The sequence below is a fragment of the Loktanella salsilacus genome, assembly GCF_900114485.1.
GTDB classification, from domain to species: Bacteria; Pseudomonadota; Alphaproteobacteria; order Rhodobacterales; family Rhodobacteraceae; genus Loktanella; species Loktanella salsilacus.
Genome location: NZ_FOTF01000015.1, coordinates 16,662 through 31,691 on the forward strand (window position 1 = coordinate 16,662; position 15,030 = coordinate 31,691).

A 15,030-nucleotide genomic window follows, 5' to 3' on the forward strand; every position below is an offset into this window, starting at 1 on the left:
GCGGCGGCGGACCTTGAAGGATCTCAGATGACCCGTTTTCACACCTACCTTAAGCGGCACACCGAAGCTTTGGTCAAGGATGTGGGCATCACTGCGGCGTGCGAACTGACGGGCAAGTCGAAGGCGACGCTGGGCCGTTATTATTCAGAGGACGCCGAGCATAGCGGCCGTTTCATGCCCGTCGATGCCGTGGCCGCGTTAGAGGCGGCTGCAAGCCATCCTCATGTCACAGCCGCGCTCGCAGAACTGCGCGGCGCGACGTTTTCGCTGGGGCAGGATGAAGGCAGTGGGTCTGGCAACGTCAATTCCGACGTCGTGCAGCTTAGCCAGCGGTTCGCGCAGCTGATGGCGGAATATCACGAAAGCATTCAGGACGGCACGATCAGCGCGAACGAGGCGCGGCGTCTGTTGGCTGAGACGACTCAGCTGCAAAAAGTATTGCTGCGTATGAAGTTGCACCTTGAAGGCGACGTCACCTACTGACGCCGCCCAAGGCGCGCTTTACGCTTTTTCGACGACCACAGAGCCGACGGAATAGCCCGCGCCAAAAGAGCAGATGATGCCTAAATCGCCCGGCTTTAGATCATCCGAATTCTGCGCGAATGCGATGATCGACCCGGCAGAAGACGTGTTCGCGTAATCCTGCAGGATGTTGGGCTGCTCGCCCGGCGCAGGTTCGCGGCCAAGCACCTTTTTGCCGATATAGTCGTTCATCGCCTTGTTGGCCTGATGCAGCCAAAGGCGCTTTAGATCGTCCGCGGTGATGCCTTCGTCCGCCATGTGATCGGCCATATGCTGGCTGACCAGCGGCAGCACTTCTTTGAACACTTTGCGCCCGTTTTGCATGAACTGCATGTCCCGGCGGTCTTCCATCTGGTCGCGCGCCATCCGCATAAAGCCAGCGTTATTGCGGATGTTATTGCTGAACACTGTCGCACAGCGGGTAGAGCGGATGATGAAATGTTCGCCTTTTGCATCCTCACTGCGTTGCAGAACCGTCGCCGTGGCCACGTCGCCAAAGATGAAATGACAATCCCGGTCGCGCCATTCTAGGTGGGCGCTGGTGATCTCTGGGTTCACGACAACGGCGGTGCGCACAGAGCCGGTGCGGATCATGTCGGCGGCGGTCTGGATGCCAAAGGTCGCGGACGAACAGGCGACGTTCATGTCAAAGGCAAAGCCGCCAGCACCGATCAGCTGCTGAATCTCTACAGCAACGGCAGGGTAGGCACGTTCGATGTTCGATGCGGCGCAGATCACCAGATCGACTTGATCGGCGCTGATGCCAGCCTGCGCCAGCGCGGTATTAATTGCATCAACGCCGATTTCGGCCATCAGGCTCGGCTCTTCATCCGTGCGGGCGCGCAGGTGGGGATACATGCGGTCTGGGTCCAGCACGCCGGTTTTGTCGATCACGTGGCGCTGCTCGATTCCGGACGCGGCGACGATGAAATCAACGGACGAATGCGCCTTGGCTGGCAGATCGCCCGCCGCGATCTGGCCTGCATGGGCGGCGTTATACTTGTCCGCATAGGCGTTGAACGCCGTGACAAGTTCTGCGTTGGTGATAACCTCGGACGGGGTGAAAACCCCGGTTCCGGTAATAGCTGCGCGATACATGAAAAGGCCCCCGTTTGATCCGGCAGATTGTGACGGTTGGGCACGCAGAAGTCCATCTTTGCCGTGCTTTGCGCCTTTACGTCACTTTACAGCACGGCGCGATTTAAGGCAGCTTGCAGGCATAATAAAATGAGGGATTTCGCCAATGGCACAGTGGTATTACGCAAACGATGGGACCGAGGCAGGGCCGATCGAAAAAGATGAATTCGTCGCTCTGGTGCGGGATGGCACTGTCGGTCCTGATACGCTGGTCTGGACCAATACGTTGGAAAACTGGGAACCCGCGCACCGCCATATTGAGGGCGTAACCCCGCCGCGCCCCGCCGTGCCGGTGCATCCTGCGCTCGCCGGAACGCATGCCGGACAAGCCGCCATGGGCGCGCGCGATTATCGTCGCCAATCGGGCCTAAGCGATGCGTTCAAGCAGTTCTTTAATCGCTACACGCAATTCAGCGGCCGCAGCAACCGGGGTGAGTTCTGGTTCTGGCAGCTGGACAACATTCTGGTCAGCCTCGCCCTTGGCGTTCTGGATGCGATCATCTTTGGCACGTCCAGCGCAGGCATCCTTGGCGGATTGTGGGCGCTGGCGACCATCATCCCGTCCTTCGCGCTAAGCGCGCGCAGGCTGCATGATATCGACAAATCGGGCTGGTGGATCCTGCTAAGCCTGATCCCGATCATCGGGTGGATCATCCTGCTGGTCTGGTATTGCAGACAGCCGGATACCCACCCGAACCGGTTTGGCTAGGCCTTAACCCTGTAGCGAGCGGACGTCGATTGCGCCGCTCGCGCGTTCCTGCATCGCCATCACAGCGGCCTGTGCGGCGGCTGCGGTGGTGAAGTAGGGGATCTTGTCGTTCAAGGCGACGGCACGAATTTCGCGGCTATCTTCAACGGCTTGCGACCCTTCGGTCGTGTTCAGCACCAGCGCGATATGGCCGTCCTTCAGACGGTCCACGATGGTCAACCCACCCTCATAGATCTTGTTCACGATCTCGCAGGGGATGTCGTTCGCTTTCAGCCAGCCAGCGGTGCCGCGTGTGGCAGCGATGGTCAGGCCCAGTTCGATCAGGCCGCGGGACGCGGTCGCCATGGCGTCCGTTTTGTCGTCATCGCGGATCGACACAAACACACAGCCTTCTTCCGGCAGGATCGTGCCTGCGCCCATCTGCGCCTTCAGGAAGGCGCGGGCAAAGTTGCGATCCCAGCCCATGACTTCACCGGTGGACCGCATTTCTGGCCCAAGGATCGTGTCGACACCGGGGAAGCGGGCGAAGGGCAGAACCGCCTCTTTCACGCTGAACCATGGTGTTTTCGGGTCAGCCAGCGTGAACGCGTCGCCCAGTGGCAGCACATCCATCGGGTTTTCCGAATGCGGGTAGGGCGGACGCAGCGGGAAGTTCGACAGCGGCTCGCCCGCCATCAGACGCGCAGCGATAGAGGCAATGGCCGAGTCCGTTGCTTTTGCGACGAAAGGCACGGTGCGGGATGCGCGGGGGTTCACCTCGATCAGGTAGACCTCCTCGTTCTTGACCGCGAACTGCACGTTCATCAGGCCAACAACATGCAGCGCCAGCGCCAGCTTTTCGGTCTGGCTGCGGATTTCGGCGATCATCGCGTCGGACAGCGAATAGGGCGGCAGCGAACAGGCGCTATCGCCAGAGTGCACGCCAGCCTCTTCGATATGCTGCATGATGCCCGCAACATGGGTGTTGGTGCCGTCGCACAGACAGTCCACGTCCACCTCGACCGCGCCGGACAGGTAGCTGTCCAGCAATACCGGGCTCTTGCCCGACACGACCACGGCCTCAGAGATATAGCGCTCTAGCTGCGCCTGATCGCGCACGATTTCCATCGCGCGGCCGCCAAGGACGTAGGACGGGCGGATCACAAGGGGGAAGCCGATGTCAGCGGCAATATCGAACGCCTGCTGGTCGGTGGACGCAATGCCGTTGATCGGCTGCTTTAGCCCCAGACGGTTCACAAGGTCCTGAAAACGTTCGCGGTCTTCGGCCAAGTCGATGGCGTCGGGCGTGGTGCCAAGGATCGGGATGCCCGCTTCTTGCAGTGCGTTCGCCAGCTTGAGCGGCGTCTGACCGCCGAACTGAACGATGACGCCGTGCAGCGTGCCGTTGTCTTGTTCCACGCGCATGATTTCCATGACGTGCTCGAATGTCAGCGGCTCAAAGTACAGCCGGTCCGAGGTGTCATAGTCGGTCGAAACCGTCTCTGGGTTGCAGTTGATCATAATGGTTTCATAGCCCTGATCGGACAGGGCATAGCAGGCGTGGCAGCAGCAATAATCAAACTCGATGCCTTGACCGATCCGGTTCGGACCGCCGCCCAAAATCACGACCTTTTTGCGATCAGAGGGACGCGCCTCGCATTCCACATCGCCCATAACGGGGGTCTCATAGGTGGAATACATGTAAGGCGTCTGCGCTTCGAACTCGGCACCGCAGGTGTCGATCCGCTTGAATACAGCGACAACGCCTTGCTTGATCCGCGCGCTGCGCACATCGGCTTCGGCCATGCCCGTCAGGGTCGCCAAACGGGCATCGGTAAAGCCCATCATCTTTAGCTTGCGCAGGCCCGACTCATTGGTCGGCAGGCCATCAGCGCGGACCACGGCCTCGGCCTCGATGATCTCGCGGATGCGGGCCAGGAACCACGGATCGTACATGGTGACAGCGTGGATATCTTCGTCAGGCAGACCGTGACGCATCGCCTGCGCAATGACGCGGATACGGTCGGGGGTTTGCTTGGCCAGCGCTTTGGTGATCGCGGCGGCGTCGGGTGCGCCGGGGATCGCGATTTCGTCAAAGCCGGTCAGGCCGGTTTCCAGCGACGCCAGCGCCTTTTGCATCGATTCGTGGATCGTGCGGCCAATCGCCATTGCTTCACCGACCGACTTCATCGCCGTGGTCAGGTGCGGCTCAGAGCCTGCGAATTTCTCGAACGCAAAGCGCGGGATCTTGGTGACGACATAGTCTATTGTCGGCTCGAAGGACGCAGGGGTCACGCCGGTGATGTCGTTGTCCAGCTCGTCCAGCGTATAGCCGACTGCCAGTTTCGCCGCGATCTTGGCAATCGGGAAACCCGTCGCCTTGGACGCCAGCGCAGAAGAACGCGACACGCGGGGGTTCATTTCTATCACAACCATCCGGCCGTCAGCGGGGTTAATCGCCCACTGCACGTTAGAGCCGCCAGTTTCGACGCCAATCTCGCGCAGGACCGCGATGGATTGGTTGCGCATGACTTGGTATTCTTTGTCGGTCAGCGTCAGGGCAGGGGCGACGGTGATCGAATCGCCCGTGTGCACGCCCATGGGATCGACGTTTTCAATCGCGCAAACGATGATCGCGTTGTCAGCCTTGTCGCGCACGACTTCCATCTCGAACTCTTTCCAGCCGAGCAGGGATTCGTCGACAAGGATCTGCGCCATGGGGGACGCTTCCATGCCGGTGCGGCAGTAGTGTTCGTACTGTTCGCGGTTATACGCCACGCCGCCGCCGGTGCCGCCAAGGGTAAAGGCAGGGCGGATGATGGCGGGCAGGCCGACATATTCGATCGCTTCAATCGCCAGCTGCAGACCGGCCTTGATGTCGAACTTGCCGTTCTCTTTCTTGGGGGCGGTGATGATCGTCGCTTTGGGGTTTTCGATCCCAAGGCGGTCCATCGCTTCGCGGAAAAGTCCACGGTCTTCTGCCATTTCAATGGCTTCGCGCTTTGCGCCGATCATCTCGACGCCGAATTTTTCCAGCACGCCCATGTCGGCCAGCGCCAGTGACGTGTTCAGACCCGTCTGGCCGCCCATCGTTGGCAGCAGCGCGTCGGGGCGCTCTTTCTCGATGATCTTGGCGACGATTTCGGGGGTGATGGGTTCGATGTAGGTCGCGTCAGCCAGACCGGGATCGGTCATGATCGTCGCGGGGTTAGAGTTGACCAGAATGACCCGGTAACCTTCTTCGCGCAGCGCCTTACAGGCTTGTGCGCCCGAGTAATCAAACTCGCAGGCCTGTCCAATGACGATAGGCCCCGCACCGATAATCATGATCGACTTAATATCATCACGTTTTGGCATGGCAGGCCCCCATATTTCAGCAAATTCTCCGCCTTATAGAAGCGCTGGGACGGGGTGCAAGGGGCGAGTGCGGCTTTGTTGCGAAAGCAGGCGCCTCCGGCGGGAGTTTACTGGGCCAGATGAACAGGGCCAGATAAACAAAGGGCGTGCTACGCTTGACTTATCTAGGGCAAAGGGGTGTATCGGGGCGACCCGTTTTGGACCGAAGGAACCGCCCATGCACGCCTATCGCACACAGACTTGCGCTGATTTGACCGCCGCCGACGTTGGCAAAACTGTGCGTCTGTCCGGCTGGGTCCATCGTATCCGCGACCACGGCGGCATTCTTTTTATCGACCTGCGCGACACTTACGGCGTAACGCAGGTGCTGTGCGACCCCGATTCTGCAGCCTTTGCCGATGTTGAAAAGGTGCGGGCCGAATACTGCATTCGCATCGACGGCGAAGTGAAGGCGCGCAGCCCAGAGCTGGTGAACGCCAAGCTGCCCACTGGCGAAGTCGAAGTCTTTATCCGCGAGATCGAAGTGCTTGGCGCGTCAAAAGAGCTGCCGCTGCAAGTGTTTGGCGATCAGGAATACCCAGAAGAGACGCGGTTGAAGTATCGCTACCTCGATCTGCGCCGCGAAGTGATGCAGAAGAATATGACGCTGCGGTCCAACGTCGTAAAGTCGATGCGTCAGCGTATGTGGGACAAGGGTTTCCGCGAATTCCAGACGCCGATCATCACAGCGTCCAGCCCCGAAGGCGCGCGCGACTTCCTCGTGCCGTCGCGTCTGCACCCGGGCAAGTTCTATGCACTGCCGCAGGCCCCCCAGCAGTTCAAGCAGCTGATCATGGTGTCGGGCTACGACAAGTATTTCCAGATCGCGCCGTGTTTCCGCGACGAAGACCCGCGCGCTGACCGCTCGCCCACCGACTTCTATCAGCTTGACCTAGAGATGAGCTTTGTGGAGCAGCAGGACGTGTTTGACACGATCCAGCCTGTCATCGGTGGCGTGTTCGAAGAATTCGGCGGCGGCCGTAAGGTCGACCAGACGTGGGAGCAGATCAGCTACCGCGATGCGGCCCTGTGGTACGGCACCGACAAGCCTGACCTGCGCAACCCGATCAAGATGCAGGTTGTCAGCGATCATTTCGCAGGCTCTGGCTTTGCCATCTTCGCCAAGCTGCTGGAACAAGACGGCACCCAGATCCGCGCAATCCCTGCGCCAACGGGTGGCAGCCGCAAGTTCTGTGACCGCATGAACGCCTTTGCCCAGCAGCAAGGTCTGCCGGGTATGGGTTACATTTTCTGGCGCGATCAGGGCGAGGGCATGGAAGCCGCAGGTCCGCTGGCCAAGAACATCGGCCCAGAGCGGACCGAGGCGATCCGCCAGCAGCTGGGCCTTGGCGTTGGCGATGCGGCGTTCTTCCTTGGCGGCAAGCCAGAGGCGTTTGAAAGCGTCGCAGGCCGCGCCCGCACCGTGATCGGCGAAGAGCTGGGCTTGGTGGACAAGGACCGCTTCGCATTCGCGTGGATCGTCGACTTCCCGATCTATGCCCGCGACGAAGAGACCGGCAAAATCGACTTTGAACACAACCCGTTTTCGATGCCGCAGGGCGGCATGGACGCGTTGTCTGGCGATCCTCTGGACGTGCTGGGCTTTCAGTATGACCTGGCCTGCAACGGTTACGAACTGGTGTCGGGCGCGATCCGGAACCACCGCCCAGAGATCATGTTCAAGGCGTTCGAAATCGCGGGCTACGGCGCGGATGAGGTCGAAAAGCGCTTTGGCGGTATGGTCAACGCGTTCCAATACGGTGCCCCGCCGCACGGTGGTTGCGCCGCTGGTATCGACCGGATCGTAATGCTGCTGGCGGATGAGGCGAACATCCGCGAAGTCATCATGTTCCCGATGAACCAGCGCGCCGAAGACCTGATGATGGGTGCGCCCAGCGAGCCAATGAACGAGCAGCTGCGCGAATTGCGCCTGCGCGTGTTGCCGCCGGAAAGCTGAAACGCAATTGCTAAGCCTTCGGGCTTAGCGATGCCGCAGACATAAAAAGACCGCGCCGGATCACTCTGGCGCGGTCTTTTTTCGTTCTAAGCCAGCTGCTTAGGTTGCGCGTGGCAGCAGACCTTTTTCGTACAGATACACCGTGGTGCCAATCGGCACGCGGTCATACAGGTCAATCGCCTGATCGTTCACCAACCGGGCGCAGCCGTTAGAGACGTCGGTGCGGATCGTGTCGGGCTTGTTCGTGCCATGAATACGCAGGAACGTATCACCAACCTCTGGCTGGAACAGATACAGCGCGCGAGCCCCAAGGGGGTTGTTGGGGCCGCCGGGCATACCATCGGCGTATTTCGCATAATGGTCTGGCTCACGCTCGATCATATCTTTGGTCGGCGTCCAGCTAGGCCATTCTTTCTTGGCCCCGATGTTAAAGGTGCCGGAAATATACAGCGCGTCGCGGCCAACGCCGACGTAATAGCGCAGCGCCTCGCCGTTCGGCAGGGTCCAGTACAGCGAATAGACGTCAGGCACGACGTGGATTTCGCCCGGCGGCATCGGATTATCCAGACGCACCAGCTTAGGCGTAAAATCGAACGGCGGTGGCACGTCCTCGATCGGGGCGTCAGGGTTGGCAACGTCTTGCGCGGACAACAAAGTGGGAAGCGCAAAGCCGCCAGCCCCCAAAAGCGAGGTGGTTAGAAATCGGCGGCGGTCAATCATGGCATACTCCAGTCGGTCGTATCATTGCGTGTAAAATGGCGATCAGGGGCCTGTCTTGCAAGCACTACAGCGTCACATCTGCGCGCTTGGATGTTGCAAAACGTAACGATGTGCAGCTTTTGGCGACAATCCGTGGCGTTTGCGTTAAATTCCGGCCCCTTTAGCCAGTGTTCAGCCATCAACGTGCTAAAGCCGTCCAAAGTTCCAATGGCTTAAGGTTCGCGCGGCGTGCAGGCCCCCGTGGTTGTGATGCCGCAGGGGATGGGCCAGCGCGGGTTGCACGTGATAGGACGTATCGACGCAAGCAGGACCGCCTTTATGACCTTTGATCCGATCATCGCCGCAACCCGGTTCGGCACTGGCCTATCGCCGGTCATTGAACCGCCATGGGACACGGAAAGCATGCTGGGCAAGCTGGGCGGGCCAGATCAGGCTGCGGCCCTGATGCCGATCGCCGGGTTCGAGGCGACGACCCCGACGCTGGCCTTTATCGGCGCACTGAACAAAGCAGACCGAGAGGCCCGGGGCACGGACGGAGAGGCCGCCGCAAAAGAAGCGATCCGCCAAAAAAACCGAGAGTTGTCAGACGTGTCGCGCCATAACACCCTGTCGACCCTTGCCCGCTGCGTCACCGCGCAAGATGGGCTGCGCGAGCGTCTGACCCTATTCTGGGCCGACCATTTCACCGTGATCGGGCGCGGCTTTAACCAACGCCATCTGGTGACACCCTATATCGCCGATGCCATTCGCCCCCATGTGGCTGGGCGCTTTGCCGATATGGTGAAGGCCGTGGTCATGCATCCGATGATGCTGCTCTATTTGGAACAAACCCGCTCTCTTGGACCAAGCTCTCCTCAGGGGCTGAAAAGCGGGCGCGGATTGAATGAAAATCTAGCGCGGGAATTGCTGGAACTGCACCTGATTGGCGTGGGCGGCGGCTACGATCAGACTGACGTGACCCAGATGGCTGAATTGCTGACAGGGCTTAGTTATAATGCTGTGCATGGCGTCACCTACCGTGCGCAGCAGGCCGAACCGGGGGCAGAGGTTGTCATGGGCCGCCGCTATAGCGCCGATTCGGCGCTTGCGACGATCACCAGCGCGCTTGAGGATATCGCGATCCGGCCAGAGACAGCGGCGCATATCTCGCGCAAGCTTGCGGTGCATTTCGTGTCGGATACGCCGGACCCGGATCTGATCGCAGGCATGTCGCGGGCCTTTGTGGACAGCGGCGGCGATCTGTTGGCGGTGACCGGGGCGATGTTGCAGCACCCGGCCGCGTGGTCGCCGGTGCGCGCGAAGGTGCGGCAGCCGTTTATCTTTATTGCAGCCGGGTTGCGGGCGCTTGGGGTGCGGGCGGACCGCATCATGCCGCTTGGTAATGGGCAGTTCAAACGTCACCTGACTGACCCTTTGCGCCTGATGGGGCAACCGTTCGAGCAGCCCGTCGGCCCGGACGGCTGGGCCGAAGAGCCGGCGGCTTGGATCACCCCGCAGGGCCTTGCCGGCCGGATCAGTTGGGCGGTGGCAAGCCCGGCGGAGTTTGTCGATACGCTGCCCGATCCGCGTAAATTCGTACAAACGGCGGTCGGTCCCACCGCGCCGCCAGAGTTGATTTTTGCAGCCGACGCTGCCGAAAGTCTGGCCGACGGGGTCGCCCTTGTGCTGACCTCTCCTGCGTTTCAAAGGATATGAGCATGGATCGTCGTGGTTTCCTTTTTGGCGGTGCCGCTTTGGGCTGCTCGCTTGCGGCCAGCCCGTTTATGACGCCGGTGGCGCTGGCGTCTGGGCCGTGGGACAACCGGCTTGTGATCATCGTGCTGCGCGGCGCGATGGACGGGCTCGACGCGGTGCGTCCGCTGGGCGATCCCGACTATGCCGCGCTGCGGCCCACGCTGAACGACGGCAAGGCCTTGGCACTTGGTGATTTTTGGGGGCTGCATCCGGGCCTGTCAGACCTGATGCCGCTGTGGCAGGCGGGGCAAATGGGCGTGATGCACGCGGTGTCGACCCCTTACCGCGACGGGCGCAGCCACTTTGACGGACAAGACATCCTCGAGGCGGGAAGCCTGCAAATCAATGGCGGTGCTGGTGGTTGGCTGAACCGGATGATGTCTGTCGTGCCGGGGATGACGGCCGAAACCGCCTATGCGCTGGGGCAGGAAAACATGGCGATCCTGCAAGGTCCGGCACCGCATCTACGCTGGGCCCCAGAGGCAAAGTTCGATCTGTCGCCGCAAATGCGCCGCTTGCTTGAACTGACGCTGCATGATGATGCGATGTTCCGGGACGCCGCTTTGCAGGCCGTATCGATTGCGGATTCGCTGGCTACAGAAGCGATGGCCGCCGAAGGCGACGACCTTGATATGATGATGGCACCCGCCAAGCCAGGGTCAGAGGCGAATCTGGCGCAATTCGCCGCCGCCCGCCTGCGTGAAGACACACGAATCGCCAGCTTCTCGGTCAATGGGTGGGACACGCACCAGGCGCAGGCCAATAGTCTGCCAAAGACGCTGCAACGTTTGTCGCAAACGATCCTGACCCTGCGCGACGGGTTAGGCCCGGTCTGGGATAAAACCGCCGTGCTCTGCATGACTGAATTTGGCCGTACCGCGCGGGAAAACGGCACCCGCGGCACCGACCACGGCACGGGCGGCGCGATGATTTACGCAGGCGGCGCGCTGCGCGGGGGGCAGGTGGTTGGCCGCTGGCCGGGCTTGGCCGAGGCGGATTTGTTCGAACGGCGTGACCTGATGCCGACCGGCGACGTGCGGGCCGCGGCGGGGTGGGTGATGCAGAATCTGTTCGGGCTAACGGCGACGCAGGTGCAGCAAATCGTGTTCCCGGGGCTGGACCTTGGCAATGCACCGGGATTTCTGCTGTGACGAAAGACGCGCGACCCCTTGGCATAGCCTTGCCCGATTTCACGCCGCCGCCCCATCCGCGCGGTGTCACCCTTGCGGGGCAATTCGGCTGGCTGCGCCCCTTGCGATGCGCAGAGGACGCGGCCCCCTTGTTTGCCCAAATCGCGGACAGCCCGTGGGTCTTTGACTATCTCGGAGAGGCGGCACCCGATACCGCAGAAGGTCTGCAGCACATTCTGGCCGTTTGGGCTGCGCGTTCCGATTGCGAGCTTTTTGCGATCGGGGCGTCCGGTTCTAAGGCACCGCTTGGCTATGCCTGCTTGATGAGCGTGAACGCGGCGGCTGGCGATATCGAGATTGGCAACGTCAACTTGTCCCCGGCCTTGCAACGCACCGCCCTCGCGACAGAGGCGTTTTCGCTGCTGCTGGGGTGGAGCTTTGATGTCGGCTATCGCCGTGTCGTATGGAAATGCAATGCGCTGAACATGCCATCCCGCCGGGCGGCGCAGCGGCTTGGCTTTAGCTATGAGGGGCTGTTTCGCAACCACCTGATCGTGAAGGGTCGCAACCGCGATACGGCTTGGTTCGCAATGACGGATGCCGATTGGCGCGGGATCGGGCCCGCGCATCAGGCTTGGCTTGCTAAGTCGAATTTCGATCCAAGGGGCCAGCAAAAACAAAGCCTTGGCGCTTTGACCGCCCCGCATCTGGCGTCCCGCGATCCAGCTTTGTAATTGCGATGTGCCTTGGGCGATGATCCCTTAGCCTTGGCCGCCCATCGCCCTATTCCGAAGCGTTAGAAACCAGAGGCTGCGGAGAGCCGCGTCTGCACCATTTCGTTCAGATCGTGCAGTTCATGCCGGGCACCAGTCCCGGCCTGACGTTCCGCGATCAGGCGGCGAACAACCTCTAGCATATCGCGGTCACGGGCGCTGTTGGCGACACCCGACAGAAATTGCGTCACATAGTCCAGCGTTTGCGGGCTTTCGTCGTGTTGCAAAACATCCGCCACATGCGACAGGTCATCACGGTAGGCCAGCATATCCGGTTCCACTTGATCCCCATTCAGCAGGCGCGGACCCGGAGGCTGACGATCCGGCGGCATGTGAATCAGGATTGCGGCCTGAAACTGCGCCAAACTGGCGATGGGTTTGGCAATAAAACCATCGGCCCCGGCAGCGATGACATCTTCTTCGTTCACTTGGTCACCAGAGGTGCCAAGAATCACATCAATGCGCGGCTGGGCTTGTGACAGCGTTTCAATCAGCGCCAGGCCTGACCCGTCCGGCAGACCCAGATCGACGATAACGACCGTAGGGCGGTAAATTGACAGGTGTTTGCGGGCGCTGGCCAGCGTATCGGCCCGCCTGATGCGTGCACCTGACCGCAAACACAGCATACGGACCGCTTCGCAGGCAAAACGGCTGTCTTCGACAACCAGCACGGTCAGGCCCAGCAGGGGCCGTTGCGCAGTCGGCGCGCGCGTGGTCATAAAGTCGTCAATATTATCCATCGGTCTGCGGCCCCCATTCGTGTTTCAGTCACCCCTAGAACACCACCGCAACGTAAAGACCGGGTTAATACCCCTGCGACCAAGTGCCTTTATTGGCATTCGTTTGCTGGCGGGTCATAAGTTGGCCAAATCCAAGGGAGGGATCACCATGATCGGACGCTTGAACCATGTCGCCATTGCCGTGCCGGACCTAGAGGCCGCGGCTGCGCAATATCGCGGTGCGCTGGGGGCTGACGTTGGCCCCGCGCTGGATCAGCCGGACCACGGGGTCACCGTGATCTTTATCACGCTGCCCAATACCAAGATTGAGCTGCTGTATCCGCTGGGGGATGCATCCCCCATTGCGAAGTTTTTGGAAAAGAACCCCGCAGGCGGCATTCACCACATCTGCTACGAAGTCGACGATCTGCCGGCCGCGCGAGACCGCCTGACCGCCAGCGGCGCGCGGGTGCTGGGGGACGGCACGCCCAAGATCGGCGCCCACGGCAAGCCGGTCCTGTTCCTGCACCCAAAGGATTTCAACGGCACGCTGGTCGAACTCGAAGAAGTCTGATTTTTCGGCTTTTCAAGAAAAGCCGATGCCTCCGGCGGAGGTATTTAGAACCAGAAGAAGGCAGGCGCGTCCTGCGAAAGGTAGAAGACTATGGGTATCACGTCAGCCATTGTGATGTTCGCCGTGATCTGGTGGATGATTTTCTTTATCGTGCTGCCCCTGCGCATGGTCACGCAGGGCGAGGACGGCAATGTCGTGCCGGGCACGCATAAATCCGCGCCCGCCAACCCTCAGCTGAAGCGCAAGGCCAAGATCACGACGGTTTGGGCGATTGGGATTTGGATCATCTTTGCGACGATCATCCTGTCTGGCGTGATCAGCGTGCGCGATCTGGATTGGTTCAACCGGATGCCGTCCGCGCAGCAGCCCCTGGTCGGGAATTAAGCCGGTGGTAGAGGTGCGTGAAGGTCGCCGCACCCAAGATCGGCACGAATAGGTTCAGCAGCGGGATCGACAAGGGCAGCGCCATCAGCACACCTGCGATCCAGATTGTAGTGCTATGCTTGCGGCGCAGCGCCTTGGCCCCGGCGCGGCCTTCGCGGCGCATGGCGGCGACTTGAAAGTACTCTCGGCCCAATAAAAACCCGTTCATCGCGTAAAAGATCAGCGGCGCGAAGGGCGGGAACATCGCGTAGGCGACAAAGGCCAGCAAGTTTGCAATCAGCATCAGCCCTAAAAAGCTGAAGGTATCGCGCAGCGCATCGGCCAGCGACGTGCGCGGGGCAGGCGGCAGGGCGGGGTAGTGCTTTGCCTCGACCGCGTCGGCCACGTCGTCCAAAAAGAACGACGTGATGGCCGAGGCGACGGGGATCATCAAAAACACCGAGAGTACCAGCATCAGGCCAAGCGAGCCCCAGCCCAGCAGATCGCCGATCCACGTGACTTCGCCAATCCATGGCAGGGTCAGGGGCCCCGACGCGGCGACGTCAATCAGCAGCAGCACCCCCGCATAGATCGCCACAAGCAGCGCGATGGTCAGGCCGATGCCGAGCCAAAGCACGCGGCGAAAGCGCGGATCAGGCATCTGACCCAGCGCCTTGGCAAAGTCCGTTAGTATCACAAGGCAGACCAATCCGTGATAGCGTCGATGTCAGGGCGCGGGCGGTCGGACGGGGTGTTGGCGCAGGTGCCGATATGCACGATGCCTGCGACTGTTTCATGGTCCGCCAGCTTGAAATGATCGCGGATAAAGTCGCGGTTGTGGCTGAACCAGCCCGACAACCAGGTTGCACCAAAGCCGCTGGCCAGCGCCGCATTCACAAGGCCAAGGCAGACGCCGCCGACGGCATAAACCTGCTCTGTCTGGGGTACCTTTTCGGAGTCCTTGGGCGAGCATACGACAACGACCGCCAATTGCGCCCCGCTATAGGTCATCACCGGTTTGTCGATCTTGTCCTGCGGAATGCCGATCCGCTTCCCCTCAGCGGGCAGCGCGTCAGCAACCGCTTGCAGCGCGTCCCGGCCCAGCACGATAAAGCGCCACGGCTCTAGCTTGCCATGGTCGGGGCTGCGGGATGCAGCGGTCAGGATCGTGCGCAGCTGATCGCGGTCCGGCACTGGCGCGTTCAGCGCCTGCGCTGGATAGGACCGGCGGGTCAGCATGAAATCGAGGGCGGCTTGATTAGTCTGAGACATGGCAGGTCCTTTGTGCAGCGGTTGATCAGCAGATAAGCGCGCGCG

At 61.0% G+C, this 15,030-nt stretch carries 14 protein-coding genes; 8 read left to right on the forward strand and 6 right to left on the reverse strand.

The annotated features are described in order from the left end of the window. Positions 1–27 precede the first annotated feature (27 nt). The gene (locus BM131_RS13525; protein ID WP_090190424.1) at positions 28–483 is read left to right on the forward strand and encodes a phage regulatory CII family protein; all 456 of its coding nucleotides are present in this window, start codon (positions 28–30) and stop codon (positions 481–483) included. A gap of 18 nt (positions 484–501) precedes the next feature. Here the strand turns inward: BM131_RS13525 and BM131_RS13530 are convergent, their stop codons facing one another. Next, positions 502–1,620 carry a beta-ketoacyl-ACP synthase III gene (locus BM131_RS13530; protein WP_090190326.1) on the reverse strand — a complete coding sequence of 373 codons (1,119 nt, stop codon included), beginning with the start codon at positions 1,618–1,620 and terminating at the stop codon, positions 502–504. 145 nt (positions 1,621–1,765) lie between these two features. Between BM131_RS13530 and BM131_RS13535 the strand changes: the two genes are divergently transcribed. Next, positions 1,766–2,368, forward strand: coding sequence for a DUF805 domain-containing protein (locus BM131_RS13535; RefSeq protein WP_090190327.1), 603 nt, complete (start codon positions 1,766–1,768; stop codon positions 2,366–2,368). Between the two features lie 3 nt (positions 2,369–2,371). Here BM131_RS13535 and carB read toward each other — a convergent pair whose 3' ends face one another. Next, a complete protein-coding gene (carB, locus tag BM131_RS13540) occupies positions 2,372–5,704 on the reverse strand; it encodes a carbamoyl-phosphate synthase large subunit (protein WP_090190329.1) in 3,333 nt (1,110 codons plus the stop codon). Between the two features lie 217 nt (positions 5,705–5,921). Here carB and aspS point away from each other — a divergent pair, with 217 nt between their 5' ends. Beyond that, positions 5,922–7,700: an aspartate--tRNA ligase gene (aspS, locus tag BM131_RS13545; protein WP_090190331.1), complete on the forward strand. Its 1,779-nt coding sequence runs from the start codon at positions 5,922–5,924 to the stop codon at positions 7,698–7,700. 99 nt (positions 7,701–7,799) lie between these two features. Here the strand turns inward: aspS and BM131_RS13550 are convergent, their stop codons facing one another. Continuing rightward, positions 7,800–8,420, reverse strand: a complete 621-nt coding sequence (locus tag BM131_RS13550) for a L,D-transpeptidase (protein WP_090190333.1) — start codon at positions 8,418–8,420, stop codon at positions 7,800–7,802. A gap of 318 nt (positions 8,421–8,738) precedes the next feature. Between BM131_RS13550 and BM131_RS13555 the strand changes: the two genes are divergently transcribed. The 3 genes from BM131_RS13555 to BM131_RS13565 are packed head-to-tail and all read left to right on the forward strand — an operon-like array spanning position 8,739 to position 12,018. Continuing rightward, positions 8,739–10,115, forward strand: coding sequence for a DUF1800 domain-containing protein (locus BM131_RS13555; protein ID WP_090190334.1), 1,377 nt, complete (start codon positions 8,739–8,741; stop codon positions 10,113–10,115). 2 nt (positions 10,116–10,117) lie between these two features. After that, the gene (locus BM131_RS13560) at positions 10,118–11,305 is read left to right on the forward strand and encodes a DUF1501 domain-containing protein (RefSeq protein WP_090190336.1); all 1,188 of its coding nucleotides are present in this window, start codon (positions 10,118–10,120) and stop codon (positions 11,303–11,305) included. Further along, positions 11,302–12,018 (forward strand): GNAT family N-acetyltransferase, encoded by a 717-nt coding sequence (locus tag BM131_RS13565; RefSeq protein ID WP_245754249.1) that lies wholly within the window; start codon positions 11,302–11,304, stop codon positions 12,016–12,018. The genes BM131_RS13560 and BM131_RS13565 overlap by 4 nt, the downstream gene beginning before the upstream one ends. 62 nt (positions 12,019–12,080) lie before the next feature. Here the strand turns inward: BM131_RS13565 and BM131_RS13570 are convergent, their stop codons facing one another. Continuing rightward, on the reverse strand, positions 12,081–12,797 hold the full coding sequence (locus BM131_RS13570; protein WP_090190338.1) for a response regulator: 717 nt from the start codon (positions 12,795–12,797) through the stop codon (positions 12,081–12,083). A gap of 148 nt (positions 12,798–12,945) precedes the next feature. On the opposite strand from BM131_RS13570, the gene mce reads away from it, so the two are divergent. Next, the gene (gene mce / locus BM131_RS13575) at positions 12,946–13,350 is read left to right on the forward strand and encodes a methylmalonyl-CoA epimerase (RefSeq protein WP_090190340.1); all 405 of its coding nucleotides are present in this window, start codon (positions 12,946–12,948) and stop codon (positions 13,348–13,350) included. A 90-nt stretch (positions 13,351–13,440) separates the two neighbouring features. Then, entirely contained in the window at positions 13,441–13,734 is a 294-nt protein-coding gene (locus tag BM131_RS13580; protein WP_090190341.1) for a DUF1467 family protein, read from the forward strand. Here BM131_RS13580 and BM131_RS13585 read toward each other — a convergent pair. Both BM131_RS13585 and BM131_RS13590 read right to left on the reverse strand, forming a co-directional pair. Beyond that, entirely contained in the window at positions 13,691–14,410 is a 720-nt protein-coding gene (locus tag BM131_RS13585) for an EI24 domain-containing protein (RefSeq protein WP_090190342.1), read from the reverse strand. The two genes, BM131_RS13580 and BM131_RS13585, sit on opposite strands and share 44 nt — an antisense overlap. After that, positions 14,407–14,985 (reverse strand): nitroreductase family protein, encoded by a 579-nt coding sequence (locus BM131_RS13590; protein ID WP_090190344.1) that lies wholly within the window; start codon positions 14,983–14,985, stop codon positions 14,407–14,409. Before BM131_RS13590 ends, BM131_RS13585 begins: the two co-directional genes overlap by 4 nt. Between the last annotated feature and the right edge of the window lie 45 nt (positions 14,986–15,030).

Excerpts from the sequence above, each read along its gene's own strand:
- BM131_RS13525 (WP_090190424.1), top strand. The coding sequence starts at position 28 with ATGACCCGTTTTCACACCTACCTTAAGCGGCACACCGAAGCTTTGGTC.
- BM131_RS13530 (WP_090190326.1), bottom strand. The coding sequence starts at position 1,620 with ATGTATCGCGCAGCTATTACCGGAACCGGGGTTTTCACCCCGTCCGAG.
- BM131_RS13535 (WP_090190327.1), top strand. The coding sequence starts at position 1,766 with ATGGCACAGTGGTATTACGCAAACGATGGGACCGAGGCAGGGCCGATC.
- carB (WP_090190329.1), bottom strand. The coding sequence starts at position 5,704 with ATGCCAAAACGTGATGATATTAAGTCGATCATGATTATCGGTGCGGGG.
- aspS (WP_090190331.1), top strand. The coding sequence starts at position 5,922 with ATGCACGCCTATCGCACACAGACTTGCGCTGATTTGACCGCCGCCGAC.
- BM131_RS13550 (WP_090190333.1), bottom strand. The coding sequence starts at position 8,420 with ATGATTGACCGCCGCCGATTTCTAACCACCTCGCTTTTGGGGGCTGGC.
- BM131_RS13555 (WP_090190334.1), top strand. The coding sequence starts at position 8,739 with ATGACCTTTGATCCGATCATCGCCGCAACCCGGTTCGGCACTGGCCTA.
- BM131_RS13560 (WP_090190336.1), top strand. The coding sequence starts at position 10,118 with ATGGATCGTCGTGGTTTCCTTTTTGGCGGTGCCGCTTTGGGCTGCTCG.
- BM131_RS13570 (WP_090190338.1), bottom strand. The coding sequence starts at position 12,797 with ATGGATAATATTGACGACTTTATGACCACGCGCGCGCCGACTGCGCAA.
- mce (WP_090190340.1), top strand. The coding sequence starts at position 12,946 with ATGATCGGACGCTTGAACCATGTCGCCATTGCCGTGCCGGACCTAGAG.
- BM131_RS13580 (WP_090190341.1), top strand. The coding sequence starts at position 13,441 with ATGGGTATCACGTCAGCCATTGTGATGTTCGCCGTGATCTGGTGGATG.
- BM131_RS13590 (WP_090190344.1), bottom strand. The coding sequence starts at position 14,985 with ATGTCTCAGACTAATCAAGCCGCCCTCGATTTCATGCTGACCCGCCGG.